The sequence below is a fragment of the Sulfitobacter sp. UBA1132 genome (assembly GCF_002311545.1).
Classification (GTDB): Bacteria; Pseudomonadota; Alphaproteobacteria; order Rhodobacterales; family Rhodobacteraceae; genus Sulfitobacter; species Sulfitobacter pontiacus.
Genome location: NZ_DCAN01000011.1, coordinates 275,313 through 302,171, shown reverse-complemented (window position 1 = coordinate 302,171; position 26,859 = coordinate 275,313). Strand labels below are relative to the sequence as shown.

Genomic DNA, 26,859 nt, shown 5'->3' with positions numbered 1-26,859 from the left:
ATGCTGCGGTTTTCCGCAGCTCAATTGCTTGGCTTTTGCCGCATCAAATCTGAACTCACGGGGGCCTTCATCACATGGCACGCTATATTTTCATCACCGGTGGTGTGGTTTCCAGCCTTGGCAAAGGCCTTGCCTCTGCGGCCTTGGGGGCCTTGTTGCAAGCGCGCGGATACTCCGTCCGTCTGCGCAAACTGGACCCCTATCTGAACGTCGATCCCGGCACGATGTCGCCCTTTGAACATGGCGAGGTTTTCGTCACCGACGATGGCGCCGAAACCGATCTGGATCTGGGCCACTACGAACGCTTTACCGGCGTGGCCGCGCGCAAGACGGATTCGATCAGCTCGGGTCGGGTCTATTCCACCGTGCTCGAGAAAGAGCGGCGCGGCGACTATCTGGGCAAGACCATTCAGGTGATTCCCCACGTCACCAACGAGATCAAGGATTTCCTGCATGTCGGCGATGACGAGGTCGACTTTATGCTGTGCGAAATCGGCGGCACCGTCGGCGATATCGAAGGCCTGCCCTTCTTCGAAGCGATCCGCCAGTTCAGCCACGACAAGCCACGCGGCCAGTGTATCTTCATGCACCTCACCCTGCTGCCCTACCTCGCGGCCAGCGGCGAGTTGAAGACCAAGCCGACGCAACACTCCGTCAAGGAACTGCAAAGCATCGGGATCGCGCCGGACATTCTGGTCTGCCGCTCCGAACACCCCATCCCCGAGAAAGAGCGCGAGAAAATCGCCCTGTTCTGTAACGTCCGCAAAGAGGCCGTGGTCGCGGCCTATGACCTGAAAACCATCTATGACGCGCCGCTGGCCTATCACGCGCAGGGTTTGGATCAGGCCGTGCTGGATGCCTTCGATATTTCCCCCGCGCCCAAGCCCGAACTGTCGGTCTGGCGCGATGTCTCTGACCGCGTGCACAACCCCGAAGGCGAAGTGAACGTCGCCATCGTCGGCAAATATACCCAGCTGGAAGACGCCTATAAGTCGATTGCAGAGGCGCTGACCCACGGGGGCATGGCCAACCGCGTCAAGGTCAAGATCGACTGGGTCGATGCCGAGGTCTTTGATCAAAGCGATGATGTATCGGCCCACCTCGAAGGGTTCCACGCGATCCTCGTGCCCGGCGGCTTTGGCGAACGTGGCACCGAGGGCAAGATCAAGGCGGCGCAATATGCCCGCGAGCAGAAAGTCCCCTATCTGGGGATCTGTCTGGGCATGCAGATGGCCGTGATCGAAGCCGCGCGCAACGTGGCCGGTCTGACGACCGCAGGCTCGGAAGAATTCGACCACGAATCCACCGGCAAGAAACGGTTCGAGCCCGTGGTCTACCACCTCAAGGAATGGGTGCAGGGTAACCACAAGGTTGAACGCAAGCTCGACGACGACAAAGGCGGCACCATGCGGCTTGGTGCCTATGACGCGACGCTGAAAGAAGGGTCGAACGTGGCCAAAGTCTATGGCACCACGTCCATCGACGAACGTCACCGCCACCGCTACGAGGTCGATACCGCCTACCGCGAGCAGCTTGAAAAAGCGGGTCTTACCTTCTCGGGGATGTCGCCCGACGGCATGCTGCCCGAGATCGTGGAATGGTCCGATCACCCGTGGTTCATCGGCGTGCAGTTCCACCCCGAACTCAAATCCAAGCCCTTTGATCCGCACCCCTTGTTCAAGGATTTCATCCGCGCCGCCAAGGAAATGTCGCGGCTGGTCTGACCCTCGCGAAAGGCGGCCAACGGCATGCTTAGCTACCAACATATCTACCACGCCGGCAATCTGGCCGATGTTCACAAACACAGCCTGCTGGCGTGGATGTTGGGGTATCTGACCCGCAAGGACAAACCGCTGTCCTATATGGAAACCCATGCGGGGCGCGCGCTGTATGACCTGTCCGACACCCCGGCGCTGAAAACAGGCGAGGCGGCGCAGGGCATTGGCCGCGTGCGCGGCTGGTTCGACGATGCGCACCCTTATGCACAGGTGCTTGACCAGATCGCCGGCGACCACGGCGCAGACGCCTACCCCGGTTCCCCCCTGCTGGCGGCCAAGCTGCTGCGCGACAGCGACAGCATCCATCTGGCCGAACTGCACCCCGGTGAACATGCCGCACTTGATCTGGCGATGTCGCCCTATGACGTCAAATGCCACCACCGCGACGGGTTCGACATGGCTTTCGCCCTGACCCCGCCCACGCCGCGCCGTGGCCTGATGCTGATTGACCCCAGCTTCGAGATCAAGACAGACTACGCCGATATCCCGCGCCACATTGGCAAGCTGGCGCGCGCGTGGAACGTCGGCATCATCGCGCTGTGGTACCCGATCCTGACCAGTAAAGCGCATCAACCGATGCTCAGCGCGCTGATGGGGGCCCACCCCGAGGCCCTGCGTCACGAGGTCAGCTTTGCCCCGGCCCGCCCCGGTCACGGGATGGTCGGTTCTGGCATGTTCGTGCTGAACCCGCCCTTTGGGCTGAAAGAAGAAGCGGCCCGTCTGGCGGCCAAGTTCAAAACCCTACCCCGATAAGGAGCCCCCGATGCCCAAAGGTTACTGGATCGCTAACGTCGACGTGCATGATGCCGCAGTCTACGACAAATACCGCGCCGCCAACGCCAAGCCCTTTGCCGATTTCGGCGCGAAGTTTCTGGTGCGTGGGGCCGCGCCCGACATCCGCGAAGGCACGTCGCACCCGCGCATCGTGGTGATCGAATTTGCCTCGCTGGCCGATGCGGTGGCCTGTTATGAAAGCGAGGGCTATCAGGCGGCCAAGGATATCCGGTCCTCCGTCTCTGACGGGAATCTGGTCATCGTCGAAGGGTATGACGCCTAAGGCCGCGACAGCCCCCCCGACGCCCCCGCTCCGCCTGCCCCTGCGGCATTGCGCTTTTTATACATCACCCCTTTGCGAATATGGGAAAAACGGAACGCCGCGCGCGGAATCGGGTTAGCCTCATGTGCCCGTAAGGATAAAGAGTTGCCATGTTTGAACGTCTATTCCCCCGCCGCAAGCCGGACCCCAAGCCGCTGCCACAGCCGACCCCCCAGCTTGCCCTTGGCGCGTTGCTGGTGCGTGTGGCGCTGGCCGACCGCACCTACCGCGCTGCCGAAGTGGGGCAGATCGACCGCATCCTCGCGCAGACCTTTGGCCTGAAACCGATCGAGGCCGCGAAACTGCGCGCCACCTGCGAAGCGCTGGAACGCCACGCCCCCGGTACGCCCGAATTCGCCCAGATCCTGCGCGAGGAAGTCCCCTATGAGGACCGCAAGGCGCTTGGCGATGCGATGTGGTCTGTGGCGCTGGCCGATGGCGCACGTGACGACGACGAAGAGATCCAGTTGCTGGCGATTGAGACCGCGCTTGGCCTCAGCGACGCCGACATGACCGCCGCCCGCGAAAAAGCGCTGAACGCTTTGTGACCTTGGCCTTGCGCCGCAACCGCTCTATATCACGCCCATGTTCGCAGAATTCATCAAACGGCTGACCCAGCCTGATCCCGCCCAGCTTCCCGATGGGGATGCCCGCCTTGCGCTGACCGCGCTTTTGGTGCGCATCGCCAAGTCGGATAATGAATACGCCCCGTCCGAGCGCGCGCGCATCGACCAGATCATCGCGAAACGCTATGCGCTGGACGCTGACGGCACCGCCTCTCTGCGGGCAGACGCCGAAGCGCTAGAGGCCGAAGCCCCCGATACCGTCCGCTTTACCCGCGCGATCAAGGATGCCGTCCCCTATGACGACCGCCTTGCCGTGATCAAAGCCCTGTGGGAAGTCGTGCTTGCCGATGGCAGCCGCTCTGACGAGGAAAACGCATTGCTGCGTTTGGTGGCCAACTTGCTGGGGGTCACAGACACCGACAGCGCCATCGTGCGCAAGCAGATTGAAGACAAAGACTAGTTTACGCGCAGGCGGTGAATTTACGCGGGGTCAACCGTTGAATTATTGGGCGAAACCCAAGTTCTGGATTGCAAATCCCCCTTAAAATCACCTTAACTTGCTGCGGAATGCACAATAAGGCAGCACAGTGACAGATCAGCCCCCCGTTATTGAGATCAACAATCTTCACAAGGCTTATGGCCCTCTGGAGGTGCTCAAGGGGGTGTCGGTCAAGGCCCCGCGCGGGCACGTCATCTCGCTGATCGGGTCGTCCGGCTCCGGTAAATCGACGCTGCTGCGCTGCTGTAACCTGCTGGAAGACAGCCAAGAGGGCGATCTGCGCTTCAACGGCGAGGCAGTCACCTGGAAAGGCACCGGCCACCACCGCCGCCCTGCCGATCCAAAACAGGTGCTGCGCATCCGCACGAACCTGTCGATGGTGTTCCAACAGTTCAACCTGTGGTCCCATATGACGATCCTGCAAAACGTGATGGAGGCCCCGCTGACCGTCCTGCGCCGCGACCGTGCCGAGGTTGAGGCCGCCGCGCGGGCCTATCTCGACAAAGTGGGCATCGGCGACAAATGCGATGTCTTTCCGGCGCAACTGTCGGGTGGCCAACAACAACGCGCCGCCATCGCACGCGGGCTGTGTATGGAGCCCGAAGCACTGCTATTCGACGAACCGACCTCGGCGCTGGACCCCGAGCTTGAGCAAGAGGTCGTCAAAGTCATCAAGGATCTGGCCGCCGAAGGGCGGACCATGATGATCGTAACCCATGATATGAAACTGGCGGCCGATGTCTCGGATCACGTCGTGTTCCTGCATCAGGGTTTGATCGAAGAACAAGGGGCCCCCGAAGACCTGTTCGGCGCCCCTAAATCAGAACGTCTGCGCGGGTTCCTCTCGGCCACTCACGCAGAGTAAAACTACCTAAAAACAATAAACTGGGAGACTTCAAAAATGAAAACACTCGTTCTTGCAACCGCCGCACTGGCGCTCAGCACCGGTTTCGCCATGGCAGACGCCCACGGCAAGACCATCCGCATGGGGACCGAAGGGGCCTACCCTCCCTATAACTTCCTGAATGACGCGGGCGAAGTAGACGGCTTTGAGCGCGAAGTCGGTGACGAGCTTTGCGCCCGTGCCGAACTGACCTGCGAATGGGTCACCAACGAATGGGACAGCATCATCCCAAACCTCACGTCGGGCAACTACGACACCATCATCGCCGGTATGAGCATCACCGACGAGCGCGAAGAAGTGATTGATTTCACACAGAACTACTTCCCGCCCGCGGCTTCCGCCTATGCGGCGAAATCGGCGGATGCCGATGTGATGGGCGGTGTTGTTGCAGCACAGACCAGCACGATCCAGGCCGGTCACGTGGCTGAATCCGGTGCCACCCTGCTGGAATTCGCCACCTATGATGAAACCGTCGCAGCCGTGAACAATGGCGAAGCGGATGCGGTTTTCGCCGACAAGGACGCGCTGGTCCCCACGGTCGAGGAATCCGGCGGCGAGATGGTCTTTGTCGGTGACGACGTGCCACTGGGCGGCGGCATCGGCCTTGGCCTGCGCGAAAGCGACACAGAGCTGAAAGCGAAATTCGACGCCGCGATCCAGTCCATGAAGGACGATGGCAGCCTGAACAAGCTGATCATCAAATGGTTCGGCGAAGACGCTAAAACATTCTGATCTTGATCGGGGCGGCGCAGATGCCGCCCCTTTTCTCTGCCTGCCGATCTGAGTAAAGACCCAAATCCAGACGCCCGCCAAAGGGCGCATACCACCGGGACATTCCGCCATTTTTGCCTGCACCGACCCAGAAACGCTTTCCGGCCTGTCGTGGCTGACGTGCTACCTGACCACGGGCAAGCATTTGGCCTTTTATGGTGCCTTCGGCACCGTCTTGCTGCTGCTCGCCATCACCGCCCCCGCAGCACTTGCCTTTGGCTTTGGCGGCGCGATGGCCGCACGGTCGCCCTTAGCGCCGCTGTCATGGCTGGGCCGCGCCTATATCGCCATTGTACGGGGCGTGCCCGACATCGCCTTCTTCCTGTTCTTCGTCATCGCGCTGGATCAGGGCATCGAATACCTGCGCCACAAGGTGAAATGCCCCGACTGGGATCAGCCGATCCGTCAGGGCAGCGACTTTATCGTCTGTCAGGCCGCCAAGATGCCGCTTGGCAACTCTGCCCAATGGGTCCACGAGGCCTATGGCTTTTCGCTTGCGGTGCTGACCTTTGCCATCGTTTTCGGGGCCTTTGCCGCCAATGTGCTTTATGGCGCGATGCGCGCTGTGCCCCGCGCCCAGATCGAGACCGGAGAGGCGTATGGCATGACCCCGCGCCAGACCTTCTGGCGTATCCTTGTGCCGCAGATGTGGGTCTATGCGCTGCCCGGTCTGGGAAACCTGTGGATGGTGCTGATCAAGGCCACCCCACTGTTGTTCCTGCTGGGCGTCGAGGACATCGTCTATTGGGCGCGTGATCTGGGCGGAGCCAAGACCCCGCGCTTTACCGATTACCCCCACCCTGACTGGCGCATGTGGTATTTTCTGGCGCTGCTGGTGTTCTACCTCTGCTTTACCCGTGTGTCTGAAATCGTGCTCGACCGGCTGATGCGCCGTCTGACCAAGGGTCAGGCCACCGCCGGCGGCGAAGCACAGCGAAAGGCAGCGGCATGACCTGTTGGGAAACCATCCAATCCTACGGGCTGCGCTCGCTTGGCTATGGCGAACGGCTGCTGCCGCGCAGCGACTTTACGCTGTGTGACCAGTTCACCCTGATCGGGTCGGGCATGATCTGGAACATCTACTACGGGTTTTTCGCGCTGGTCAGCGGCTTCCTGCTGGCGACGGCGCTGGCCGTGGCCAAGGCCCACCCCAGCCCTTGGCTGCGCAAACCGGCCGAATGGTTTATCTTCCTGTTCCGCGGCTCGCCCTTGTTCATCCAGTTCTTCTTTGGCTATTTCCTGTTCCTTAGCCTAAAATCTGTGCATCCGTTCTTTGATATGTTCACCTCTGCGTGGCTTGGGGCGCTGATTGTTCTGTTCTTCAACACCTCTGCCTACTCGGCCGAGATCTTCTATGGCGCGCTGCAATCCATCCCCAAGGGCGACACCGAAGCCGCCGATGCCTACGGCATTTCCGGCTGGCCGCGGTTCAAGCGCATCATCTGGCCCACCATGCTGCGGCTGGCATGGCCCGCCTATACAAACGAGGCGATCTTCCTGTTTCATGCGACAACGCTGGTGTTTTTCACCGGTTTTCCGGCGCTGCAACAACGCGGGGACGCGCTGTATTACGCCAGCTATTTCGCGGACAAGACGTTTAACCCGTTTATCCCCTACCCCATTCTGGCGGGCTACTTCATTTTGCTGACGCTGGTGATCATTGCCATCTTCGGGCTGATCAACCGCCGTTTGAACCGCCATGTGCCTCAGGCTGCGGTGCGGAAAATTCGCTTGCGTCTAAATCTGATCCGGTAGTATCTGTTTTTTGATCAAATTATTTAGCGCGTGGGCGCTACCCCCGGTTTTCACGTTGTAAGAACGCCGTTCATGCCCGCCGCTTGCAAGGTGTGATATGAAAAACTGGCTCCGCAAACATCCTCAGGTCCGCACAATCCGTGTGGCCGCCGCCGACCTCAATGGTCAGGCCCGCGGCAAGCGCATCCCCACGCGCTTTGCCGACAAGGTAGTAGAGGACGGCACGCGCTTTCCCATGTCGGTGCTGAACCTCGATATCTGGGGCGAAGACATCGACGACAGCCCGCTGGTGTTTGAAAGCGGCGATGCCGATGGCATCCTGCACCCGACCGAACGCGGCTTTCTGCCGATGCCCTGGCTTGATGCGCCCTCTGCGCTGCTGCCGATCTGGATGTTCCACGAGGACGGACGCCCCTATGGCGGCGACCCGCGCCATGCCCTGCGCGCGGTGGTCGAACGCTACAAGGATCGCGGGCTGACGCCGGTCTGCGCGGTCGAGCTCGAGTTTTTCCTGATCGACGATTCGGGCCGCAAACTGCAGGTGCCGCTGTCGCCGCGGTCGGGCAAACGCCGCAAGGCCGCCGAAACCCTGTCGATCCGCGCGCTGGACCAGTTCGATGAATTCTTCACCGATCTTTATGACGCCTGCGAAGAGATGGACATCCCCGCCGACACCGCCATTTCCGAAGCGGGTCTGGGCCAGTTCGAGATCAACCTCATGCATTGCGACGACGCGCTGCGCGCCGCCGATGATGCCTGGCTGTTCAAGATGCTGGTCAAGGGCCTCGCCCGCCGCCACGGCTTTGCCGCAAGCTTCATGGCGAAACCCTACGAGGATTACCCCGGGTCGGGCCTGCACACGCATTTCTCGGTGCTCGACAAGAACGGTAACAACGTCTTTGACGACGGCGGCCCCCAGGGCACGGCGATCATGCGTCACGCGGTGGCGGGCTGTATGAACGCCATGGCCGGCTGCGCGCTGGTCTTTGCGCCCCACGCAAACAGCTTCGACCGTATGGTGCCCGGTGCCCACGCCCCCACAGGGATCTCTTGGGCCTACGAGAACCGCACCTCCTCCATCCGTATCCCGTCCGGCAGCCACAAGGCGCGGCGGATCGAACACCGTGTGTCGGGCGGCGACGTGAACCCCTATCTGATGCTGGCCGCCGTGCTGGGTGCTGCGATGAACGGCATCGAGGACGGGGCAGAGCCCCCCGCCCCGATCACCGGCAACGCCTATGCCGCCGACCTGCCGCAAATCCCCGGCGACTGGAAATCCGCGATCGACGCGTTCGAAAACTCCGCCGAGGTAAAGCGTATCTTTGCCCCCGAAATGGTGCGCAACTTTATCCTCACCAAGCGCCAAGAGCTGCATTATATGCAGGAACTGACCCCGCAAGAGCAGGTCGAAATCTATCTGGACACGGTGTAATCAGATGCCCCCCATGAAAATCGGTATCCTTCAAACCGGCCACTCCCCCGACAACATGAAAGACGCGCTTGGCGATTATGGCGATATGTTCGTCAAATTGCTGGGCGGGCACGGATTCGACTTCCAGATCTGGTCCGTGGTCGATGGCGACTTCCCCGCCTCGGCGGTGGATGCGGACGGCTGGCTGATCACCGGATCGAAACACGGTGCCTACGAGGATCACGACTGGATCCCCCCGCTGGAACAGCTGATCCGCGCCATCCGCGAGGCAGGCCGCCCGCTGGTCGGCATCTGCTTTGGCCACCAGATCATTGCACAGGCCCTTGGCGGCAAGGTCGAGAAATTCGCTGGCGGCTGGTCCGTGGGCCGCACCGAATACACCATCGACGGAGAGACCCTGGCCCTGAATGCCTGGCATCAGGATCAGGTCACCCAACTGCCCGATGGGGCCAAGGTGGTCGGCGCTTCCGACTTCTGCGCCAACGCGGCCCTGCTATATGATGATCAGATCTGGACCATCCAGCCCCACCCCGAATTCACCCAAGACTTTATCGACGGGCTGATCCGCACCCGCGGCAAAGGCGTGGTGCCCGATCACCAGCTTCAGGCGGCCTCTGCCCTGCTGGACGCCCCCACCGACAATGCAAAAATCGCCGACCATATTGCAGATTTCCTCAAGAAAGAGAGATTATGATGTCCGACTGGCTTGAAGAGCTTCCCCCCGCAGCACGCGAATATCTGGAGGGCAAGCGGCTCGACGAAGTTGAATGTATCATCCCCGACCTCCCCGGCATCGCACGCGGCAAAGCGGTGCCCGCCACAAAATTCGCACGGCAGGAATATTTCCACCTGCCCGACAGTATCTTCTACCAGACCATCACTGGTGAATGGGGCGACGCCGCCGGTGCCGACGGGTTCATCGAAAAAGACATGATCCTGCGGCCCGATATCTCGACCGCGACCGCCGCCCCCTGGACCGGCGACTGGACATTGCAAGTGATCCACGATGCCTTTGACCGCGACGGCAATCCGGTCGAATATTCGCCGCGCAATGTGCTGAAACGCGTTGTCGATCTGTACCGCGCGCAAGGCTGGGAGCCGGTTGTCGCCCCCGAAATGGAATTCTTTCTGGTCGCGCGCAACCTCGACCCCGCGCATGAGATCAAACCGATGATGGGCCGCTCCGGCCGCCCTGCTGCCGCACGTCAGGCCTATTCCATGACCGCCGTCGATGAATTCGGCCCCGTGATTGACGACATCTACGACTTTGCCGAAGCGCAGGGGTTCGAGATTGACGGGATCACCCAGGAAGGCGGCGCGGGCCAGCTTGAGATCAACCTGATCCACGGTGACCCCGTGCGGCTGGCCGACGAGGTGTTCTATTTCAAACGTCTGATCCGCGAAGCCGCCCTGCGCCACGATTGCTACGCCACCTTCATGGCGAAACCCATCGCCAACGAACCCGGCAGCGCCATGCATATCCACCATTCGGTGCTGGATGCCACGACGGGCAAGAACATCTTCTCCGGCCCGCAAGGGGGCGAGACAGATGCCTTCTACCACTTTATCGCCGGCATGCAGAACCACATGCCCGACGCGCTGGCGGTCATTGCGCCCTATGTGAACAGCTACCGGCGCTACGTCAAAGACCACGCCGCGCCGATCAATCTGGAATGGGGCCGCGACAACCGCACCACCGGCATCCGCGTGCCCCTGTCCGGCCCCGCGTCGCGCCGGGTCGAGAACCGCCTCGCCGGGATGGACTGCAACCCCTACCTCGGCATCGCCGCCTCGCTCGCCTGCGGCTATCTGGGCCTGATGGAACAGAAAAAGCCCAAAGCCGAATTTAAGGGCGACGCCTATGACGGCGACGGGGATATCCCGCAGGTGCTGGGATCCGCGCTGGATCTGTTTGAAGAGGCCACGACCCTGCACGAGGTGTTGGGCCCCGAGTTCGCCCGCGTCTACGCCATCGTCAAACGCGCGGAATACGAAGAGTTCCTGCATGTGATTTCCCCGTGGGAACGCGAGCACCTGTTGATGAACGTCTAGGCCCGCCGCACCCGCGGGAGCCTTCGGCGAGGATTTAAGACCATTTGGAAGCGGCCAAGGGGGCCGATCTGCAATGAACCTGCTTTACGCAAACGACGCGCCGGGGCGCTATCCAGACAGCTGGTACGCCGCGACCGCAACCCCGACCGATGCCCACCCCACGCTCAAGGGCGATCAGCGCGCGGATGTCTGCGTTGTCGGGGGCGGCTATACCGGCCTGTCGGCTGCGCTGCATCTGGCACAGGCCGGTCGCCGCGTCGTGCTGGTCGAGGCGCAGCGCGTGGGCTTTGGGGCCTCGGGGCGCAATGGCGGGCAATTGGGGAGCGGTCAGCGCGTCGAACAGGACACGCTGGAAAAGATGGTCGGACGCGACACCGCAACGCGCCTATGGGATCTGGGCGAGGACGCCAAAGCGCTTGTCAAAAGCCTGATCAAGACCCATGACATCGATTGCCACCTCAAGCCCGGCGTCGCCTGGACCGCCAGTTCTGCCGGTGACGTAGAGCATCTGCACACCTATGCCGGATTCTTGCAGGACCGCTATGGCTACGACCAGATAGAGGTATTGGACCGCGACGCGCTGCGCAACGTCTGTGCATCGCCCGCCTACCGCGGCGGTATTCTGGATATGGGCGCCGCGCATCTGCATCCTCTCAACCTCGCCCTCGGGCTGGCACGGACGGCGCAGGCGGCAGGGGTCGAGATCTATGAACGCAGCGCCGTGCATCAGATCACCGAAGGCACCCCCGCCACTGTGCAGACCGACGGCGGGCGGGTGACGGCGGACCATGTGATCCTGGCCTGCAACGGTTATTTGGGCGGGCTGAACCGCAAGGTCGCGGCCAAGGTCATGCCGATCAACAACTTTATCGTCGCCACCGAACCCTTGGGCGACCGCGTGAAAGACGTGCTGCCCCGGGATGTCGCCGTGGCCGATAGCAAATTCGTGGTGAACTATTTCCGGCTCAGCCATGATGGGCGGCTGCTGTTCGGCGGCGGCGAAAGCTATGGCTACCGCTTCCCCAGCGACCTCGCCGCCAAGGCGCGCAAGCCCATGGGCCAGGTTTTCCCCGCGCTGCGCGACGTCAAGATCGACTATGCCTGGGGCGGCACGCTGGCGATCACCATGAAGCGGCTGCCCTTTCTGGCCCGCGTGGCCCCGAACATCCTGTCGGCTTCGGGCTATTCCGGCCACGGCGTCGGCACCGCGATCCACGCAGGGCAGTTGATGGCCCGTGCGATCCAGGGCGATGGCGACGGCTTTGATACGATGAGCGCCCTGCCCACGCCAACCTTCCCTGGCGGCGGCGCGCTGCGCAGCCCGCTGCTCGCGCTCGCCATGAGCTGGTTCAGCCTGCGCGACCGTCTGGGGATATAGTCACAAAACATTCATGAAGCGGAACGGGGAAAAGGCTTGGTCCCATAGGCGCATTGTTTTACCATTCTGAAAACAAACATTCAGGATATTGAAATATGACCCTGCCCGACATGCACAGCGCCGAAGCCATTCCCGACACAGCCCGCGCCGAGATAGAGCTGCTGTTGCAAAGCGGCGATCTGTTTCGCTACACCGCTGCCGCCGATGCGCCGGTGTCCTTGCTGGAGGTCGAGTTCGCGCAGATGATGGGCAGCCGCTATGCACTGGCGGTGTCGTCCTGCTCTGCCGCGCTGTTTCTGTCGCTGCTGGCGCTGGACCTGCCGCAGAACGCCAAGGTGCTGATCCCCGGCTTTACCTTCGCGGCCGTGCCCTCTGCCGTGATCCACGCCAATTATACGCCGGTGCTCTGCGAGGTCGGGGAAAACTACCGGATCGATATGGCGGATTTCGCCGCCAAGCTGCCGGGTGTCGACGCCGTGATCATCAGCCACATGCGGGGGCATACCTCGGATATGGATGCGATCATGCAGCTGTGCGATGCCGCAAACGTGCCGGTGATCGAGGACGCGGCCCATTCGCTCGGCACCCTCTGGCACGACCGCAAGATCGGCACCATCGGCAAGATCGGCTGCTTTTCCTTCCAGTCCTACAAGATGGTCAACGCGGGCGAAGGCGGCATCCTGATCACCGACGACGCCGATCTGGTGGCCCGTGCGATCATCATGTCCGGTGCCTATGAACACAACTGGAAGAAACACCCCGGCATCGCGGACGCCTGCGCGCGTTGGCAGAATAAACTGCCGCTTTATAACCTGCGTCTCAACAACCTGTCGGCGGTTCTGGTGCGGGCCCAACTGGCCGAACTGCCCCGCCGTGTGGCCGACGGGCTGCGGAACCACGACTACGTCGCGGCCAAGCTGAACGCCGCCCCCCAGATCGACGTCCCCGCCCCGCTGCCCCCCGAAACCCGCGCGCCGGATTCCATCCAGTTCAATCTGGTCGGGCTGGACGATGCCGCCATCCGCGCCTTTGCCGAAGCCAGCGCCAAGGCCGGCGTCAAGGTTCAGGTCTTCGGCCAAAGCACCGACAACGCGCGCGCCTTCTGGAACTGGCAGTTCATCAAGGATCTGCCCGACCTGCCCCAGACCCGCGCCATGTTGATGACCGCCTGCGACGTGCGCCTGCCCGTGCAACTGCAACCAGCCGAGCTCGACGCGATTGTGAATGTGCTGCTCGGGGCGCTGGCGACGGTGACGAAATCCGCCGCGGCCTGAAGCTTCATTTTGCCAGATAAACTCCCGCCGGAGGCATCCGGCAGACACACCAAAGCCCACCCGTCAGCGGGTGGGCTTTAACCGTTCAAACGGGGGCCAAGCGCCGTCACTTCAGCTTGGAGAGTTTTTCCTGCAGCTCGGCCAGTTGTTGTTTGATCGCATCCAGACTTTCGGCGTCATCGCCCTTGGCGCTGGCGGGGCGCTGGTCGGTCTTGCCCATGCCGTTCCAAGGTGTCGGCATATTGCCGGTCATCGCCTTCATGAACGCCTCTTGCTGGGCCTGCATGACCTCGAAACCGGGCATCTTCGCCATCGGGTTGATCGTGTTCATGTTCTCAAGCACCCGCGCCTGACCGTCGCGCAGCATGTCAAACGATGTCTTGAGGAACTGCGGCACAACGCTCGCATCGGGGGACATATAGCTGCGCACAAGATCGTTCAGCACATCCACGGGCAGCACGGATTCACCGCGGCTTTCGTGTTCGGCGATGATCTGCAGCAGATATTGGCGGGTCAGATCGTCGCCTGATTTCAGGTCCACAATCTGCACCTCGCGCCCGTCGCGGATAAACCCCGAGATATCATCCAGCGTCACATAGTCACTGGTTTCGGTATTATACAGGCGGCGGCTGGCATATCGTTTGATAAGCAGGGGCTTGACTGTTTCGGTCACGGTAGATCCTTCCCAAATAGCATGCTGCATTGCAGCTTAGGGCAGCTTAAATGAAAAAGATAGGTGCCACAAAAAAGGGCAGACCGCAAAGTCTGCCCTGATCAATCTTTACCTGAACCAAAGGCCGGTGCGATTACTTCGCAGCGGCTTTCTTTGTGGCGGCTGTCGCGTCGGATGTCGCTTTTTTCACAGCAGCTGTTGCTTCTTCGGACATGTCTTTGCCCGCAGCCATCATCAGCTCAACCGTGTCCATTTGAACCTTTTTCGCGATTTCAGCGAAAGCCGCCATATGCTCGGACGCGACTTCAGCAGAGGCCGAGGTGAACTCGGTCATTGCTTTGGCGTAGTCTGCTGGCTCTTGCTTGGCTTTCGACATCTCGGACATTTTTGCCAGCGTGTCTTTTGTCCATTTGCTGGAAATCTCGGCGGATTTCTCGGCAGCGTTCAGCGCAACGCCGGACAGCTTTTCGTTCAGTGTCGCGGTTGTTTTGAACGCGTCGTTCATTGCGGATGTGTCAACTGGGAATGCACCCATCATGTCTTTCATCATCGCGGCGAAATCTGGTGTCTTCGTCATGGTAAACTCTCCTTCTGGGGTCAAGCGGCGTCTACCGCTACGTTATGACTACACCGTAGATAGATGCTGCAGTGCGGCATTGCAAGCTTTTTCTGCATTGCAGCATCACCCCTATGCGCCCCACCACCCCCTAAAAAATTGACCAATCAGATCAGCCCCTTGCCTTGCGCGCCACATAGGTACCCGGCGCATCGCCCAAGGTATCACGGCCCTTTTCACCCGGAATACGGGCATCGACTTTCCCGTCAGAGCGATTCTCGAGCCACGCGCCCCAGCGGGGCCACCACGACCCTTCATGGAACTTCGCCCCCTCCAGCCAGTCCGCGTGATCCAACGACAGGTCGTCGTTTGTGTAGTGGCCGTATTTGCCTTTGCTCGGCGGGTTCACGATCCCCGCGATATGGCCCGATTGGGTCATCACAAAGGTCTTGTCCGCGCTGCCCATCATGCGCACGCCGCGATAGCTGTCTTTCCACGGCGCGATGTGGTCGGTCTCGCAGCCGATGGCGATCAGCGGCACATCGATATCCTCCAGCTTCAGACGATGACCCAACAGTTCAAAGCCGCCCTCGACCAGCTTGTTCTGCTGGCATAGCCCGCGCAGATACTCCATCGCCATGCGCTGCGGCAGGTTCGCCCCGTCGCCGTTCCAATACAGCAGATCAAAAGCCGGAGGCGTGTCGCCCAGCATGTAGCTTTTGATCGCGGGGCCATAGACCAGATCATTCGACCGCAAGAAAGAGAACGTCCGCGCCATGATGACCGAAGGCAGGATCCCCTTGTCCTTGGTCTCTGCCTCGATCCCGTCGATAAAGTCATCGGTCAGGAAGGGCTGGAACTCCCCCTGATCGGAGAAATCGGTAAGCGCGGTAAAGAAGGTCGCGGATTTGACGGATGTATCGCCGCGCTGCTTCATCAAGGACAGCGTCAGCGACAGCGTGGTCCCCGCGATGCAATAGCCTACGGCGTGCACCTGTTCCTGCGCGGTGATCTCCTTGACCTCGCGGATCGCGGTCAGGAACCCGTCCTCGATATAGTCGCCCATGCCGATGTCACGATGACTTTGGTCCGGATTGACCCATGACACCATAAACAGCGTATAGCCCTGATCCACGATCCATTTCACCAGACTGTTCTGGGCCTTGAGATCGAGGATATAGAATTTATTGATCCAGGGCGGGAAGATCACGATCGGCGTGGCATCGACCTTTTCGGTGCTGGGGCTGTATTGGATCAGCTCGAACAGCTTGTTGCGATAGACGACCTTGCCGGGGGATGTGGCGATGTTGCGGCCCAGTTCAAACGCGCTTTCATCGGCCAGCCGCACGATCAGCTCGCCGTTATTCGCCTCTAGGTCGGCAATCAGGTTCTCCAGCCCGCGGATCAGGCTTTCGCCCTCGGTCGCCACAGCGCGTTCCAGCGCATCGGGGTTGGTGGCCAAAAAATTGGTCGGGCTCATCATGTCGATGATCTGGCGGCTGAAGTATTGCAGCCGTTTCTTTTCATGCGGGGCCAGATCGGCAACATGATCCACCGCTTGGCCCAAGGCCTCTGCGTTGATCTGGTACTGCTGTTTGACAAAGTTGAAATAGGGGTGCGATTTCCACAGTGGGTTGGCAAAGCGGCGATCCTCGGGCGAGGTATCTTCCGGCGCGGCCAGCTTGCCTTTGGCCAGCGCCTGCTGCGCCTCCATAAAGTGGCCGACGGATTTGCTCCAGTAGGACACCTGCTGCTCGATCATCTTGGCGGGGTTCTGTACGGCTTCGGTCCAATAGGACGCGGCGGCCTTTGCAAACAGCTCTTGATTCGGGCCGTCCAAACTCGCCTGATGCGTATCCCGCCCGACCATGATCTGCGACAGCCGCGCGCCAAGCGCTTCGACCTTACGCAGGTTTTCCTCCATACGTTCCTGTGCCTTGGAGCTCTCTGCGTCGGTCTTGGTTGTTTTTATTGTCATGCTAACCGTTCCTCCCTATGTTTGCACCTGCAGCATCGCGCCGACCTTTGGGGGAGGGTCTGACAAGATGCCGGGCACAAGGCCCCCAACAGGAGACCCCTTACATGAAGTATATGGCATCTTACGATTTAATGGAAACGATGAGAAACACCAACCAGTGGCTGGGTGCCACGGCGTTGGCGATGGCATCGTATCCCGCTTTTGCCGCCATCCCGAACCCTGCGCTGAACTGGATGGCCGCATGGGGCGAAGTGACCGAACGCAGCTTTTCGCGCATGGTGGTCAAACCTGATTGGGATATCCCCCCCGCCGTGGGCGTTGATGGTGCGGACCATCCCGTCCTGATCGAGAAAGAACTGGAAGGTGCCTTTGGCGATCTGGTGCATTTCGTCGTACAGGGCCGCGATGCGCCCAAGCGCAAGATCCTGCTGGTCGCGCCCATGTCGGGCCACTATGCGACGCTGCTGCGGTCGACCGTCATCAGCCTGATCCCTGACGCGGACCTTTATATCACCGACTGGCACAACGCCCGCGACATCCCCGTCAGCGCCGGCAAGTTCGACGTAGAGGATTATACCCTGCGGCTCGTTGACTATATGCGCCATCTGGGCCCCGACGTGCATGTCATCGCCGTGTGCCAACCCGCACCGCTGACCCTCGCCGCGACGGCCTATCTGGCGGAACAGGACCCAAAGGCGCAGCCAAGCTCGCTCACATTGATCGGCGGCCCGATCGACACCGCGGCCAGCCCGACAGAGGTGACGGATTTCGGTCACCGCGTGAACATGAACCAGCTGCAAGAGATGATGATCCAGCAGGTCGGCTTCCAGCACCAGGGCGTGGGCCGCAAGGTCTATCCCGGTCTGCTGCAGCTGAATTCCTTTATCACGATGAACGCCGAAACCCATGCCAAGGCGTTCCGCGACCAGATCATGCGCGTCGCACAAGGGCTGGCGGGCGACCACGACAAACACAACAAGTTCTACGACGAATACCTCGCCGTGATGGACATGCCCGCTGAATTCTACCTCTCCACCGTGCAGCGGATCTTCAAGGACAACGAGATCGGCACCAACAGCTTCTCGATCAAGGGTCAGCCCGTGGACATCGGCAAGATCACCGATGTCGCCGTCAAAACGGTCGAGGGCACCAAGGACGATATCTCGGCCCCCGGTCAATGTATCGCGGCGCTGAACCTCTGCACCGGCCTGCCCGACGACAAAAAGGCAAGCCACCTCGAAGACGGCGCAGGGCACTACGGGATCTTTGCCGGCAAAAGCTGGCGCGAGAATATCCGCCCGCTGGTGCTGAAGTTCATCGACGACAACCAGCGCACGGCCAAGGCGACAGCCCCCAAGGCCCCTGCGGCCCCGGCCAGCGCGGGTACAACCTCGATCCCCGCACAGAAGTCGACGGCATAATGCCCGCCGCGCCGCGTGACCTGCCCTTTGCCTGTGCCTGCGGCACGGTCAAAGGGACCCTGCGCGGCGTGACACCCGCGCGCGGCAGCCACGCCCAATGCCACTGCATCGATTGCCGCGCGGCCGAGGTCTACCTCGACCAGCCCGACCCCGCGCCACGGGCGATCCAGCTGTTCCAGACCACCCCCGACAGATTCCACTTCGATCAGGGTTTCGACAAATTGTCGGTGTTTTCCTTCGGGGAGACAAATCTGCTGCGCTGGTATGCCTCTTGCTGTGGCACGCCGATGTTCAACACGCTGCGCAAGCCCAAGCTCGCCTTTGCCAGCATCATGACCCGCACCCTGTCCGACCCTGCCCCGCTTGGGCCGATCGTCGGCACCGGCTATATCCCGACGCCCTCGGGCAAGCTGCGGAACGAAGGGCTGCCACGGTTGATCTGGGGGGCGCTGTCGCGGGCGGCCGGGGCCAAGGTGACAGGCCGCTGGAAGGTGAACCCCTTTATCGATCCGGACACGGCAACGCCCAAACGCCCCGTGCATATCGTTCCGCGTGACCAGCGCAAGGCGATCACCGAGGCGCTGCGCTAACCCGCACTTGGCCCGTCCCGATCACGCAGGGGTCAGGGGCATCTTCAACCATTCCTTGATCGCGGCAGTCGTGGCTTCGGGCTGTTCCAGCGTGGGCAGATGCCCTGCCCCCTCGATCACGCGCAAAATCGCATAAGGCAGCAGTTCAGCCATGAAACTATGGCGTTTGACGGGGTTGAGCCTGCCCACCTCGCCACACATCACCAGCGTCGGCACCTTGCACTTGCGCAATACCGCCTGCTGGTCACGGGCCCGTTGCAAGGCGCGGGCTTGGCGCAGATAGACTTCCGGCCCCAGCGTGTCGGCCATATCCAGCGCAATCTCCAAAATCGCCGCGCGGTCCGGACCGGGGGCCAGCCAGACGGGGTTCAGCTCTTCGCGCATGGCATCGGCGAGCCGCCCCGACTTGACCTTGACGATCAACATCTCGCGCGCAGCGGCACTCTGCGGCGTTTCGGCCAGCGGGCTGGCATCGATCAACGCCAACCGCGTCAACCGATCCGGCGCACGGCGCAAAATCTCGAGCGCGACAGCACCGCCCAACCCCAACCCCGCCAGCGCGAAACGCTTGGGCAACTGGTCCAGCAGACCAGAGGCGATTTCCTCGATCCGCTCGCCTTGGGTAATCGGGGCGACAGTCACAGCGGTTTTCGCCGACAGCTCGGCGATCTGCGGCCAGAACACCCGCGCGTCAGACATGAGGCCCGGCAGAAGAACAAGAGGGTCAGCCATGTATGTCCCTGTCACTAGTCATAAATTCGCGTCACTTCGGGACACTGCTGCTGCGCCGCACCTCATCACGGATAGGCGATGCCACGCAAGGGCGGAAAATCGCCATAGCGCGCACGGCGCTGCGCCAAGGGCTCCGACGGCGACTTCCCGCCGCGCAACAGCATCCCGCGCGGCGCGATATAGCTTGAGATGCTGCGCAGCGGCTGCGGTCTCCACGTCAGGTTGAAGGCGGCGAGCTTGGGAAAGAACCACATCTCGGAATAGGGCAGATGGTCATGCACCCACCACGCCAGATCACGCCAGTCGCGCCCCTGATCATACTGGTCGGCAAACCACGGGATCACGATGGTCGCCCCCGCAATCGCCTGCGCCTCTGCGCCACGGTCCCAGATGTGACATTCGATCGGGTTGTCATTGGCCGCGCAATTCAGCTTGTGCCGGTTGCCATAGGCATTCAGCGTCGCCGACCGATACCCCGACCGCACGGCGATGCGGCCAAAGGTTTCCTCTAGCGGGTCCAGCAGGGTCGTGCAGAAGGCCCGGCCGTTTTCGATGGCAAGATCGGGATTGTCGGGGATATTGGGCTGCCCGTGAAACCCCGAGATCTCGGAGTACATGAAATCGCGCATAAAGAAATGCCGCGACAGCCGGACCCGCCCAAAGGTTTCAAGGCTCCACATGCTGGCCGGTTTACGCATGGCAAAGCCCCTTATCCTCAGTCCGTGGCAGAGACCTCTTCTACCGCTTGGATCAGCAGCTCCAGACAGCGGTCGTCGGAAAAGCGGTGGTCCGCATCCTTGACCAGTTGCAACTGCATGTCCGGCCCCTGCGCATGTTCCAGCAGACGCACGGCTGTGGCGACGCTGACGGCGGTATCTGCGGTGCCTTGCAGAAAGCGCGTCGGGAACGGCAGATGCAGCGGATCGCGCAGCACCAGCTGCTTGCGCCCATCCTCGATCATCCGGCGGGTGATAATGTAAGGCTCCATATAATCGGACGGCAGTTCGACCTGCCCCGTCTCGGCCAGAGTCTTTTTCTGCGCCTCGGTGAAGCTGGCCCAATAGCCGTCTTCGGTAAAATCAGGGGCCGCGGCGATGGTCACCAGCCCCGCGATCCGCGCGGGCTGCGCGCGCACCAGCAGCAGCGATTGCCAGCCGCCCATGGACGATCCCACCGGCAGGATCGGGCCCTCGGTCAACGCCTCTACCGCGGCCAATGTGTCTTCGGCCCAATCGCCAATGCAGCCATCCGTGAACGCGCCAGAGGATTCCCCATGACCCGAGTAATCGAACCGCAAAAACGCCCGCCCCTCGCGTTTGGCCCAGTCTTCAAGGAACACCGCCTTGGTGCCCATCATGTCGGATTTCAGACCGCCCAGAAACACCACGCAGGGGCCTGCGCCTTCGGTCTTGTGATAGGCCAGCCGCCGCCCTTGAGGCGTTTCTAGATACATCGGTGCCGTCATCCTCAGCCCCCCAGATAGGTGCCCTTGGCGGGGCGATAAAAGATTTTCTGATTGTGCAGACGGCCCAGCAGATCGTCGATCCGGCGCAGGCTGTCTTTGGCGGCATCGGCGGGCAGCATCGATGCGGTGTCATTCAGCGCATCCATCGACAGATCGCGTTTGGTCACATGTAGCGCTGCCTCGATCAGGTCGATATCGCTGATCGTCAGCTCGAAGTTGCGGTTGTGTTTGGACATGGGCGAACCCCTTTGGATCAAATGCGCGCCCCAGTCATACGCCCCGCCGCCCCGACGATCAATCCGCCGCTTCGACTTCGCGCAGGCCAAGCGCCGCAATCGCGGCCCCTGCGGACATGACTGCGAATAGAACCAGCGTCGCCACCGGCCCGATCAACGCGGCACCGCCCCCCGCCACGCCCGCGACCAAAAGCAGCCCGCCAATCACCGTGTTGGACACGGCGGCATAGGCCGACCGCTGGTCCTTGGGCGACATATCCACCAGATAGGTAGACCGCCCCTGCCGCACCCCGTGATAGGCGATCATCAGGATGAACAGCACCAGCGGCATAGCCCAGATCTGCGTCGCCATCCCAAGCAGCGCAAGCACCACCGCAACGACCATCGCCAAGGCCCCGACAATGCCGGTCAACATCAGCACACGGCGGCTCGATTGATCCGACAGCCGCCCCCAGACGTAGGAGCTTAACAGCGACGCCAAGGCCGAGGCGAGCACCAGCGCGCCAAGCTGGCCAAGGGCGGATTGATCCTCGCCCCCCGCCAGCACCACAAAATACGGCGGCGCAAGCGATGTGGCGACCAGCAGCCCGCGCACTAGAATGAACCGCCGCAGGTTCGCGTCCTCCTTCAGGATAGAGAAACTGGCAGGCGTCGCCTTGCCGCCCTCGCTTGGGGCCTCGTCCAGCGTGGAAAACAACAGCGCCGCGCCGCCCCAAAGTGCGGCCGCCAGCGCGATGGCCGCGATCACCACGCCGCGATCCTGCACCAAACCCGACATCAGCAAGAGCGCCAGCACCAGCACCCCGGCAGAGGCGACAGACCCCGCCGTGCCCGTGATCGACCCGCGCCGCGATTTGCCCACGGTCTTGCCAAGGATATCCTTATACGACACCGAACAGGCCGCACGGCTGACCGCCAACCCCGCCAGCGCCGCGCAAATCGCCAGCCCCGCCGCTGATCCGTCCAACGTGAGCGCCGCCAGCACGATCAACGCCGCAAAAATGCCCTGCCCCGCAGATCCCGCGACCCACGCCCATTTGCGCCGCGCCATCGCCTGCACCCAGCCCGCCATCACGATCTGCGGCAGCAGCGCCCCCGCCTCGCGGATCGGCACCAGCGCCCCGGCATAGACCGCAGGCGCACCAAGTGCCGTCAGCAGCCACGACAACATGAGTTTGGGGTCAATCAGCCCGTCAGCCACTTTGGTCATAGTCAGGCTGGCGATATGGCGCAGGGCGTTCGGGGCCTCGGCCTCTTGCGCATGGGGCGACAGGTCCTGCGCGTCGCCCTCTGCCCCTGAAAGCGTCTCAAACGCCCGCTGCGCCACATCATCCTGCATGTCTTCGCGTCCCGTCGCTACCCGATAATCTGATGTTATCTATGGCACCGCGCCCCCAAGGAAAGGACAGCGCCCCATTTCACACGCCGCGCCCCCGCGCCCCACCGTGATATTGACAAGCCAGACCACCGACGCCAAACAGGCCGGACGCATATAACCCGCAACCGGGCGTCTCGTAGGCGCCAAACCGACGAGGAGGCCCAGATGGCCCAAATCACCCTCACCCTTCCCGATGGCAACGCACGTCAGTACGACGCAGGTATCACTGCGGGCGACGTGGCGAACGACATCTCCAAATCGCTTGGCAAGAAAGCGATCAGCGCCACCGTGGACGGCGCCCATTACGATCTGGCATGGCCGATCAACGCGGACGCCAGCATCGCGATCCACACCATGGCCGACGAAGCGCAGGCGAACGAGCTGGTGCGCCACGACCTCGCCCACATCATGGCCCGCGCCGTGCAAGAGCTTTGGCCCGACACAAAAGTCACCATCGGCCCCGTCATCAAGGACGGCTGGTACTATGACTTTGACCGTAAGGAATCCTTCACTCCCGAAGACCTTGGCCTGATCGAAAAGAAGATGAAGGAAATCATCAACAAGCGTGACCCCGTCCGGACCGAGGTCTGGGACCGCGAGCGCGCGATCAAACATTACGAGGACAACGGCGAACCCTATAAGGTCGAGCTGATCAACAGCATCCCCGGCGACGAACCGCTGCGCATGTATTGGCACGGCGACTGGCAGGACCTCTGCCGTGGGCCGCACCTGCAACACACCGGCCAAGTGCCGGGCGACGCGTTCAAACTGATGTCCATCGCGGGGGCCTATTGGCGCGGCGACAGCGACCGCGCGATGCTGCAACGCATCTACGGCGTGGCCTTCACCGGCAAGGAAAAGCTGAAAGCCCACCTGAACATGCTGGAAGAGGCCGCCAAACGCGACCACCGCAAGCTGGGCCGCGAGATGGACCTTTACCACATGCAGGAAGAGGCCCCCGGTCAGGTCTTCTGGCACGCCAACGGCTGGCTGATCTACACCCAGCTGCAAGACTACATGCGCCGCAAGCAACGCGCCGGCGGCTATGTCGAGGTGAACACACCGCAGGTCGTGGACCGTAAACTCTGGGAGGCCTCCGGCCACTGGGAGAAATACCAAGACCACATGTTCATCGTCGAAGTGGACGAGGAACACGCCCGCGAGAAATCGGTCAACGCGCTGAAACCGATGAACTGCCCCTGCCACGTGCAAATCTTTAATCAAGGTCTGAAATCCTACCGCGACCTGCCCCTGCGCATGGCCGAATTCGGGTCGTGCAACCGCTATGAACCCTCGGGCGCGCTGCACGGGATCATGCGCGTGCGCGGCTTTACACAAGACGACGGTCATATTTTCTGCGCCGAAGACCAGATCGAAGCCGAAACCGCCAAGTTCATCGAATTCCTGTCGGGCATCTACAAAGACCTCGGCTTCGAAAACTTCAGCGTCAAATTCTCGGACCGCCCCGAAAAACGCTCCGGCTCGGACGAGGTCTGGGACAAGGCCGAGGCGGCGTTGCTCTCGGCCACCCGCAAGGCAGGCATCGAACCCACGCTCAACCCCGGCGAAGGCGCGTTCTACGGCCCGAAACTGGAATTTGTGCTGACCGACGCCATCGGCCGTGACTGGCAATGCGGCACCCATCAGGTGGACTTCGTGCTGCCCGAACGGCTGGACGCGACCTATATCGGATCGGACGGCGCGAAACACCGCCCCGTCATGCTGCACCGCGCCACCTTGGGGTCGTTCGAACGCTTTATCGGCATCCTGATCGAAGAACACGCGGGCAAGCTGCCCTTCTGGCTCGCCCCGCGTCAGGTCGTCGTCGCCTCCATCACCTCCGAGGCGGATGAATACGTGCACGAGGTCGTGGCCACGCTCAAGGCGCAAGGCGTCCGCGCCGAGGCCGACATCCGCAACGAAAAGATCAACTACAAGGTCCGTGAACATTCGGTCGGCAAAGTGCCGGTGATCCTTGCAGTCGGCGCGCGCGAAGTCGAAGAGAAAACCGTGTCCGTCCGCCGTCTGGGGGAAAAGCAGACCTCGGTTCAGGCGCTGTCGGATGTGGCGAACGCCTTGGGCATCGAAGCCACACCGCCCGATTTACGCGGCTGAAAACTGTAACAAACCTCTCGGGGCGCAACGATCTTGCGCCCCGAACATGTCACTATGTTTCAAAATTGCGCCTCCCAACGCTGGAATCTCGCGAATTGTTACAAAAAAACCGGCGATTTTCTGACGCCTCCGTGACACACTCCGATGTGAGTAGCTTTGTCGCACCCCACGCGGCTTAATGTCCTTATCGACAAGCAACCAACCTCAGGAGGAAACACCAATGTCCAACACAATGAAAACACTCGCCGTTGCAGGCGCAGTTGCCGCTGCCCTGTCCGCACATTCGACCGCAGCAAACGCCGCGTCGAAAGAAAAATGCTACGGCGTGGCGCTTGCCGGTCAGAATGACTGCGCCGCAGGCCCGGGCACCACATGCGCTGGCACATCCGTCACCGACTACCAGGGCAACGCCTGGAAACTGGTTGACGCAGGCACCTGCGCCGACATGGAACTGCCCGCAATGGCAGACGGGTCCGAGCGTATGGGCTCCCTCGAAGCGCTGGACCGTGACCTGCCAGCCTAAGCCCTTAGCGGCCTAAACCCTTCGCCTGCGCGGCACGCCCCATGCCGCCGCGCAGGCCCCTTTACACGACCCCTCGGATAGGGAGCCTCTTATGCCAGACGGTGCCACCCGTTTCGACACATTGCCCGCAAGCCCGGGCGTCGGCTATAAACCCCAGCATTTCAAAGACCTGCAAGACGATCCTGGTCCAGTTGAATGGATCGAAATCCATGCAGAGAATTACATGGGCGATGGCGGCCGCCCGCTGGCGCAACTGCGCGCCTTGTCCGAAAAATTCGCCCTCTCCGTTCATGGTGTCGGGCTGAGCATCGGTGGCGAGATGCCACTGGACCGCGACCACCTCGCCCGTTTGAAAAAGCTCTGTGACTGGGCAAACCCTGCCAGTTTCTCTGAACATCTTGCATGGTCCACCCATGACAGCGAATTCCTGAACGACCTGCTGCCCCTCCCCTATACCGAGGCCACCCTGTCCCGCGTGGCCGATCACATCAGTCAGGTTCAAGACACAATCGGGCGTCAAATGCTGCTGGAAAACCCTTCGAGCTACCTCGCCTTTGATGAATCCACCTTGTCTGAAACTGACTTTTTGGCCGAGCTAACCCACCGGACCTCCTGTGGTTTATTGTTGGATGTCAACAATGTCTTCATTTCCGCGAAAAACCTCGCCCTCTCCCCGCGCGACTATATCGACGCCTATCCGGTAGACGCCGTGGGCGAGCTTCACGTCGGCGGTCACGAGGAAGACAGCGTCGGTTTCAACCAGCCGCTGCTGATCGACAGCCACAGCCGCCCCGTGGTCGACCCCGTTTGGGATCTGCTGGCCTATACGCTGGAGCGCACCGGCCCCAAGCCCGTGCTGGTGGAATGGGACAATGACGTGCCCGATTGGCCAACCCTGCGCGCCGAGGCAGAGCGCGCGGCGGATGTGCTGGCCCGATGACCACGCTGCACCGGTTTCGGACGCCCCTGCTGGACCCGACGCAGGACCGCCCCGAAGGGCTGCGCGGTGCCGCTGGCGCGCCCGCTGACACGCGCTATGACGTCTACCGCAACAACGTCACCCATTCGCTGATCGGCGCGCTGCACAGCGCCTTTCCCTTGGTGGTCAAGATTCTGGGCACGCAGAACTTCGACCAGATCGCCCCCGCCTTTGTGCGTGCGCATCCGCCGAGCTCTCCGTTAATGATGCACTATGGCGCTGATTTTCCGCAGTTTCTTGCCGCGCAACCGCCTTTGTCAAAGATGGGTTACCTGCCCGATTGCGCCCGTCTCGACCTCGCACTCCGCCGGTCCTATCACGCCGCCGACAGCGCGCCCTTCGACCTTGCCGCCTTCCAGCAGATTGCGCCCGACGCGATGATGCAGGCGCAGCTGCCCCCCGCCCCCTCGACGGTGCTGCTCCGCTCTGACTGGCCGCTGTATGACATCTGGCGGTTCAACATGCAGGCGGATGCCCCCAAGCCGCAGATGCAGGCGCAGGACGTGTTAATCACCCGTCCCGACTTCGACCCCGCCCCGCATCTGTTGCCCGCCGGCGGCGGCGCATGGTTCGCCGCCTTGGCTGGGGGTGCCACGCTTGATCAGGCCCATGACACCGCGCTGGCCACGCACCCCGATTTCGACCTTGGCGCGGCTTTGGGGCTGTGCTTTGCAACCGGCGCGTTTTGCGCAAAGAACGGCGGATAAG

28 protein-coding genes are annotated in these 26,859 nt (G+C 61.7%); 20 read left to right on the top strand and 8 right to left on the bottom strand.

Annotated features, from left to right (window positions below):
* Positions 1 to 74: 74 nt before the first annotated feature.
* The 14 genes from B4F27_RS09080 (at position 75) to B4F27_RS09015 (ending at position 13,505) form a co-directional block, all read left to right on the top strand.
* The gene (locus tag B4F27_RS09080; protein ID WP_237278812.1) at positions 75 to 1,724 is read left to right on the top strand and encodes a CTP synthase; all 1,650 of its coding nucleotides are present in this window, start codon (positions 75 to 77) and stop codon (positions 1,722 to 1,724) included.
* Between the two features lie 24 nt (positions 1,725 to 1,748).
* Positions 1,749 to 2,531 carry a 23S rRNA (adenine(2030)-N(6))-methyltransferase RlmJ gene (rlmJ, locus tag B4F27_RS09075; RefSeq protein ID WP_286759484.1) on the top strand — a complete coding sequence of 261 codons (783 nt, stop codon included), beginning with the start codon at positions 1,749 to 1,751 and terminating at the stop codon, positions 2,529 to 2,531.
* A gap of 10 nt (positions 2,532 to 2,541) precedes the next feature.
* On the top strand, positions 2,542 to 2,835 hold the full coding sequence (locus tag B4F27_RS09070) for a DUF1330 domain-containing protein (protein WP_286759483.1): 294 nt from the start codon (positions 2,542 to 2,544) through the stop codon (positions 2,833 to 2,835).
* Positions 2,836 to 2,984: 149 nt separating this feature from the next.
* A complete protein-coding gene (locus tag B4F27_RS09065) occupies positions 2,985 to 3,422 on the top strand; it encodes a TerB family tellurite resistance protein (RefSeq protein WP_005852459.1) in 438 nt (145 codons plus the stop codon).
* Between the two features lie 37 nt (positions 3,423 to 3,459).
* Positions 3,460 to 3,900 (top strand): TerB family tellurite resistance protein, encoded by a 441-nt coding sequence (locus B4F27_RS09060; RefSeq protein ID WP_005852457.1) that lies wholly within the window; start codon positions 3,460 to 3,462, stop codon positions 3,898 to 3,900.
* A 127-nt stretch (positions 3,901 to 4,027) separates the two neighbouring features.
* A complete protein-coding gene (locus B4F27_RS09055) occupies positions 4,028 to 4,804 on the top strand; it encodes an ABC transporter ATP-binding protein (protein WP_005852455.1) in 777 nt (258 codons plus the stop codon).
* 36 nt (positions 4,805 to 4,840) lie between these two features.
* Positions 4,841 to 5,575 carry a transporter substrate-binding domain-containing protein gene (locus tag B4F27_RS09050; protein ID WP_009826569.1) on the top strand — a complete coding sequence of 245 codons (735 nt, stop codon included), beginning with the start codon at positions 4,841 to 4,843 and terminating at the stop codon, positions 5,573 to 5,575.
* A gap of 109 nt (positions 5,576 to 5,684) precedes the next feature.
* Positions 5,685 to 6,566 carry an ABC transporter permease gene (locus B4F27_RS09045; protein ID WP_074635613.1) on the top strand — a complete coding sequence of 294 codons (882 nt, stop codon included), beginning with the start codon at positions 5,685 to 5,687 and terminating at the stop codon, positions 6,564 to 6,566.
* Positions 6,563 to 7,369 (top strand): ABC transporter permease, encoded by an 807-nt coding sequence (locus B4F27_RS09040; RefSeq protein WP_009826568.1) that lies wholly within the window; start codon positions 6,563 to 6,565, stop codon positions 7,367 to 7,369. The genes B4F27_RS09045 and B4F27_RS09040 overlap by 4 nt, the downstream gene beginning before the upstream one ends.
* Before the next feature lie 97 nt (positions 7,370 to 7,466).
* On the top strand, positions 7,467 to 8,801 hold the full coding sequence (locus B4F27_RS09035) for a glutamine synthetase family protein (RefSeq protein WP_005852447.1): 1,335 nt from the start codon (positions 7,467 to 7,469) through the stop codon (positions 8,799 to 8,801).
* A 13-nt stretch (positions 8,802 to 8,814) separates the two neighbouring features.
* The gene (locus B4F27_RS09030; RefSeq protein ID WP_168592374.1) at positions 8,815 to 9,495 is read left to right on the top strand and encodes a type 1 glutamine amidotransferase; all 681 of its coding nucleotides are present in this window, start codon (positions 8,815 to 8,817) and stop codon (positions 9,493 to 9,495) included.
* Positions 9,495 to 10,853: a glutamine synthetase family protein gene (locus tag B4F27_RS09025; protein WP_037944976.1), complete on the top strand. Its 1,359-nt coding sequence runs from the start codon at positions 9,495 to 9,497 to the stop codon at positions 10,851 to 10,853. The genes B4F27_RS09030 and B4F27_RS09025 overlap by 1 nt, the downstream gene beginning before the upstream one ends.
* A gap of 73 nt (positions 10,854 to 10,926) precedes the next feature.
* Positions 10,927 to 12,231, top strand: coding sequence for an NAD(P)/FAD-dependent oxidoreductase (locus tag B4F27_RS09020; protein ID WP_286759482.1), 1,305 nt, complete (start codon positions 10,927 to 10,929; stop codon positions 12,229 to 12,231).
* Between the two features lie 95 nt (positions 12,232 to 12,326).
* Positions 12,327 to 13,505: a DegT/DnrJ/EryC1/StrS family aminotransferase gene (locus B4F27_RS09015; RefSeq protein WP_286759481.1), complete on the top strand. Its 1,179-nt coding sequence runs from the start codon at positions 12,327 to 12,329 to the stop codon at positions 13,503 to 13,505.
* Between the two features lie 106 nt (positions 13,506 to 13,611).
* On the opposite strand, the gene phaR is transcribed toward B4F27_RS09015, so the two are convergent.
* The 3 genes from phaR to B4F27_RS09000 all read right to left on the bottom strand — a co-directional run bounded on the left by phaR (position 13,612) and on the right by B4F27_RS09000 (position 16,712).
* Positions 13,612 to 14,178: a polyhydroxyalkanoate synthesis repressor PhaR gene (gene phaR / locus B4F27_RS09010; RefSeq protein ID WP_005852439.1), complete on the bottom strand. Its 567-nt coding sequence runs from the start codon at positions 14,176 to 14,178 to the stop codon at positions 13,612 to 13,614.
* A gap of 133 nt (positions 14,179 to 14,311) precedes the next feature.
* Positions 14,312 to 14,755 (bottom strand): phasin family protein, encoded by a 444-nt coding sequence (locus B4F27_RS09005; RefSeq protein ID WP_005852437.1) that lies wholly within the window; start codon positions 14,753 to 14,755, stop codon positions 14,312 to 14,314.
* A gap of 151 nt (positions 14,756 to 14,906) precedes the next feature.
* Positions 14,907 to 16,712 (bottom strand): PHA/PHB synthase family protein, encoded by a 1,806-nt coding sequence (locus B4F27_RS09000; protein WP_286759480.1) that lies wholly within the window; start codon positions 16,710 to 16,712, stop codon positions 14,907 to 14,909.
* A gap of 104 nt (positions 16,713 to 16,816) precedes the next feature.
* On the opposite strand from B4F27_RS09000, the gene phaZ reads away from it, so the two are divergent.
* Both phaZ and B4F27_RS08990 read left to right on the top strand, forming a co-directional pair.
* Positions 16,817 to 18,133, top strand: a complete 1,317-nt coding sequence (gene phaZ, locus B4F27_RS08995; RefSeq protein WP_286759479.1) for a polyhydroxyalkanoate depolymerase — start codon at positions 16,817 to 16,819, stop codon at positions 18,131 to 18,133.
* A complete protein-coding gene (locus B4F27_RS08990; RefSeq protein ID WP_037963046.1) occupies positions 18,133 to 18,723 on the top strand; it encodes a DUF6151 family protein in 591 nt (196 codons plus the stop codon). The genes phaZ and B4F27_RS08990 overlap by 1 nt, the downstream gene beginning before the upstream one ends.
* Before the next feature lie 21 nt (positions 18,724 to 18,744).
* Here the strand turns inward: B4F27_RS08990 and B4F27_RS08985 are convergent, their stop codons facing one another.
* From B4F27_RS08985 to B4F27_RS08965, 5 genes are all read right to left on the bottom strand, one after another.
* Positions 18,745 to 19,455: an alpha/beta fold hydrolase gene (locus tag B4F27_RS08985; protein WP_286759478.1), complete on the bottom strand. Its 711-nt coding sequence runs from the start codon at positions 19,453 to 19,455 to the stop codon at positions 18,745 to 18,747.
* A 65-nt stretch (positions 19,456 to 19,520) separates the two neighbouring features.
* Positions 19,521 to 20,135, bottom strand: a complete 615-nt coding sequence (locus tag B4F27_RS08980; RefSeq protein ID WP_286759606.1) for a hypothetical protein — start codon at positions 20,133 to 20,135, stop codon at positions 19,521 to 19,523.
* 35 nt (positions 20,136 to 20,170) lie between these two features.
* Entirely contained in the window at positions 20,171 to 20,920 is a 750-nt protein-coding gene (locus tag B4F27_RS08975; protein WP_286759477.1) for an alpha/beta hydrolase, read from the bottom strand.
* Between the two features lie 2 nt (positions 20,921 to 20,922).
* Positions 20,923 to 21,156: a hypothetical protein gene (locus B4F27_RS08970; RefSeq protein WP_005852428.1), complete on the bottom strand. Its 234-nt coding sequence runs from the start codon at positions 21,154 to 21,156 to the stop codon at positions 20,923 to 20,925.
* Positions 21,157 to 21,214: 58 nt separating this feature from the next.
* Positions 21,215 to 22,495, bottom strand: coding sequence for an MFS transporter (locus B4F27_RS08965; RefSeq protein WP_286759476.1), 1,281 nt, complete (start codon positions 22,493 to 22,495; stop codon positions 21,215 to 21,217).
* Between the two features lie 204 nt (positions 22,496 to 22,699).
* Here B4F27_RS08965 and thrS point away from each other — a divergent pair, with 204 nt between their 5' ends.
* From thrS to B4F27_RS08945, 4 genes are all read left to right on the top strand, one after another.
* Positions 22,700 to 24,649: a threonine--tRNA ligase gene (gene thrS / locus B4F27_RS08960; protein WP_278425290.1), complete on the top strand. Its 1,950-nt coding sequence runs from the start codon at positions 22,700 to 22,702 to the stop codon at positions 24,647 to 24,649.
* 220 nt (positions 24,650 to 24,869) lie between these two features.
* Positions 24,870 to 25,172: a DUF2282 domain-containing protein gene (locus tag B4F27_RS08955; RefSeq protein WP_005852422.1), complete on the top strand. Its 303-nt coding sequence runs from the start codon at positions 24,870 to 24,872 to the stop codon at positions 25,170 to 25,172.
* A 91-nt stretch (positions 25,173 to 25,263) separates the two neighbouring features.
* The gene (locus B4F27_RS08950; protein WP_286759475.1) at positions 25,264 to 26,112 is read left to right on the top strand and encodes a DUF692 domain-containing protein; all 849 of its coding nucleotides are present in this window, start codon (positions 25,264 to 25,266) and stop codon (positions 26,110 to 26,112) included.
* Positions 26,109 to 26,858, top strand: coding sequence for a DNA-binding domain-containing protein (locus B4F27_RS08945; protein ID WP_286759474.1), 750 nt, complete (start codon positions 26,109 to 26,111; stop codon positions 26,856 to 26,858). Before B4F27_RS08950 ends, B4F27_RS08945 begins: the two co-directional genes overlap by 4 nt.
* Position 26,859: the final 1 nt, after the last annotated feature.

What these genes read in the sequence shown, in the direction of transcription:
- B4F27_RS09065 (WP_005852459.1), top strand. Translation starts at nt 2,985, where the DNA reads ATGTTTGAACGTCTATTCCCCCGCCGCAAGCCGGACCCCAAGCCGCTG.
- rlmJ (WP_286759484.1), top strand. Translation starts at nt 1,749, where the DNA reads ATGCTTAGCTACCAACATATCTACCACGCCGGCAATCTGGCCGATGTT.
- B4F27_RS08980 (WP_286759606.1), bottom strand. Translation starts at nt 20,135, where the DNA reads ATGTGGAGCCTTGAAACCTTTGGGCGGGTCCGGCTGTCGCGGCATTTC.
- B4F27_RS08950 (WP_286759475.1), top strand. Translation starts at nt 25,264, where the DNA reads ATGCCAGACGGTGCCACCCGTTTCGACACATTGCCCGCAAGCCCGGGC.
- thrS (WP_278425290.1), top strand. Translation starts at nt 22,700, where the DNA reads ATGGCCCAAATCACCCTCACCCTTCCCGATGGCAACGCACGTCAGTAC.
- B4F27_RS09020 (WP_286759482.1), top strand. Translation starts at nt 10,927, where the DNA reads ATGAACCTGCTTTACGCAAACGACGCGCCGGGGCGCTATCCAGACAGC.
- B4F27_RS08985 (WP_286759478.1), bottom strand. Translation starts at nt 19,455, where the DNA reads ATGGCTGACCCTCTTGTTCTTCTGCCGGGCCTCATGTCTGACGCGCGG.
- B4F27_RS08955 (WP_005852422.1), top strand. Translation starts at nt 24,870, where the DNA reads ATGTCCAACACAATGAAAACACTCGCCGTTGCAGGCGCAGTTGCCGCT.
- B4F27_RS09070 (WP_286759483.1), top strand. Translation starts at nt 2,542, where the DNA reads ATGCCCAAAGGTTACTGGATCGCTAACGTCGACGTGCATGATGCCGCA.
- B4F27_RS09005 (WP_005852437.1), bottom strand. Translation starts at nt 14,755, where the DNA reads ATGACGAAGACACCAGATTTCGCCGCGATGATGAAAGACATGATGGGT.
- B4F27_RS09015 (WP_286759481.1), top strand. Translation starts at nt 12,327, where the DNA reads ATGACCCTGCCCGACATGCACAGCGCCGAAGCCATTCCCGACACAGCC.
- B4F27_RS09030 (WP_168592374.1), top strand. Translation starts at nt 8,815, where the DNA reads ATGAAAATCGGTATCCTTCAAACCGGCCACTCCCCCGACAACATGAAA.
- B4F27_RS08965 (WP_286759476.1), bottom strand. Translation starts at nt 22,495, where the DNA reads ATGCAGGATGATGTGGCGCAGCGGGCGTTTGAGACGCTTTCAGGGGCA.
- B4F27_RS09080 (WP_237278812.1), top strand. Translation starts at nt 75, where the DNA reads ATGGCACGCTATATTTTCATCACCGGTGGTGTGGTTTCCAGCCTTGGC.
- B4F27_RS09025 (WP_037944976.1), top strand. Translation starts at nt 9,495, where the DNA reads ATGTCCGACTGGCTTGAAGAGCTTCCCCCCGCAGCACGCGAATATCTG.
- phaZ (WP_286759479.1), top strand. Translation starts at nt 16,817, where the DNA reads ATGAAGTATATGGCATCTTACGATTTAATGGAAACGATGAGAAACACC.
- B4F27_RS09050 (WP_009826569.1), top strand. Translation starts at nt 4,841, where the DNA reads ATGAAAACACTCGTTCTTGCAACCGCCGCACTGGCGCTCAGCACCGGT.
- B4F27_RS08970 (WP_005852428.1), bottom strand. Translation starts at nt 21,156, where the DNA reads ATGTCCAAACACAACCGCAACTTCGAGCTGACGATCAGCGATATCGAC.
- B4F27_RS09040 (WP_009826568.1), top strand. Translation starts at nt 6,563, where the DNA reads ATGACCTGTTGGGAAACCATCCAATCCTACGGGCTGCGCTCGCTTGGC.
- B4F27_RS09000 (WP_286759480.1), bottom strand. Translation starts at nt 16,712, where the DNA reads ATGACAATAAAAACAACCAAGACCGACGCAGAGAGCTCCAAGGCACAG.
- B4F27_RS09035 (WP_005852447.1), top strand. Translation starts at nt 7,467, where the DNA reads ATGAAAAACTGGCTCCGCAAACATCCTCAGGTCCGCACAATCCGTGTG.
- B4F27_RS08990 (WP_037963046.1), top strand. Translation starts at nt 18,133, where the DNA reads ATGCCCGCCGCGCCGCGTGACCTGCCCTTTGCCTGTGCCTGCGGCACG.
- B4F27_RS08975 (WP_286759477.1), bottom strand. Translation starts at nt 20,920, where the DNA reads ATGACGGCACCGATGTATCTAGAAACGCCTCAAGGGCGGCGGCTGGCC.
- B4F27_RS09060 (WP_005852457.1), top strand. Translation starts at nt 3,460, where the DNA reads ATGTTCGCAGAATTCATCAAACGGCTGACCCAGCCTGATCCCGCCCAG.
- B4F27_RS08945 (WP_286759474.1), top strand. Translation starts at nt 26,109, where the DNA reads ATGACCACGCTGCACCGGTTTCGGACGCCCCTGCTGGACCCGACGCAG.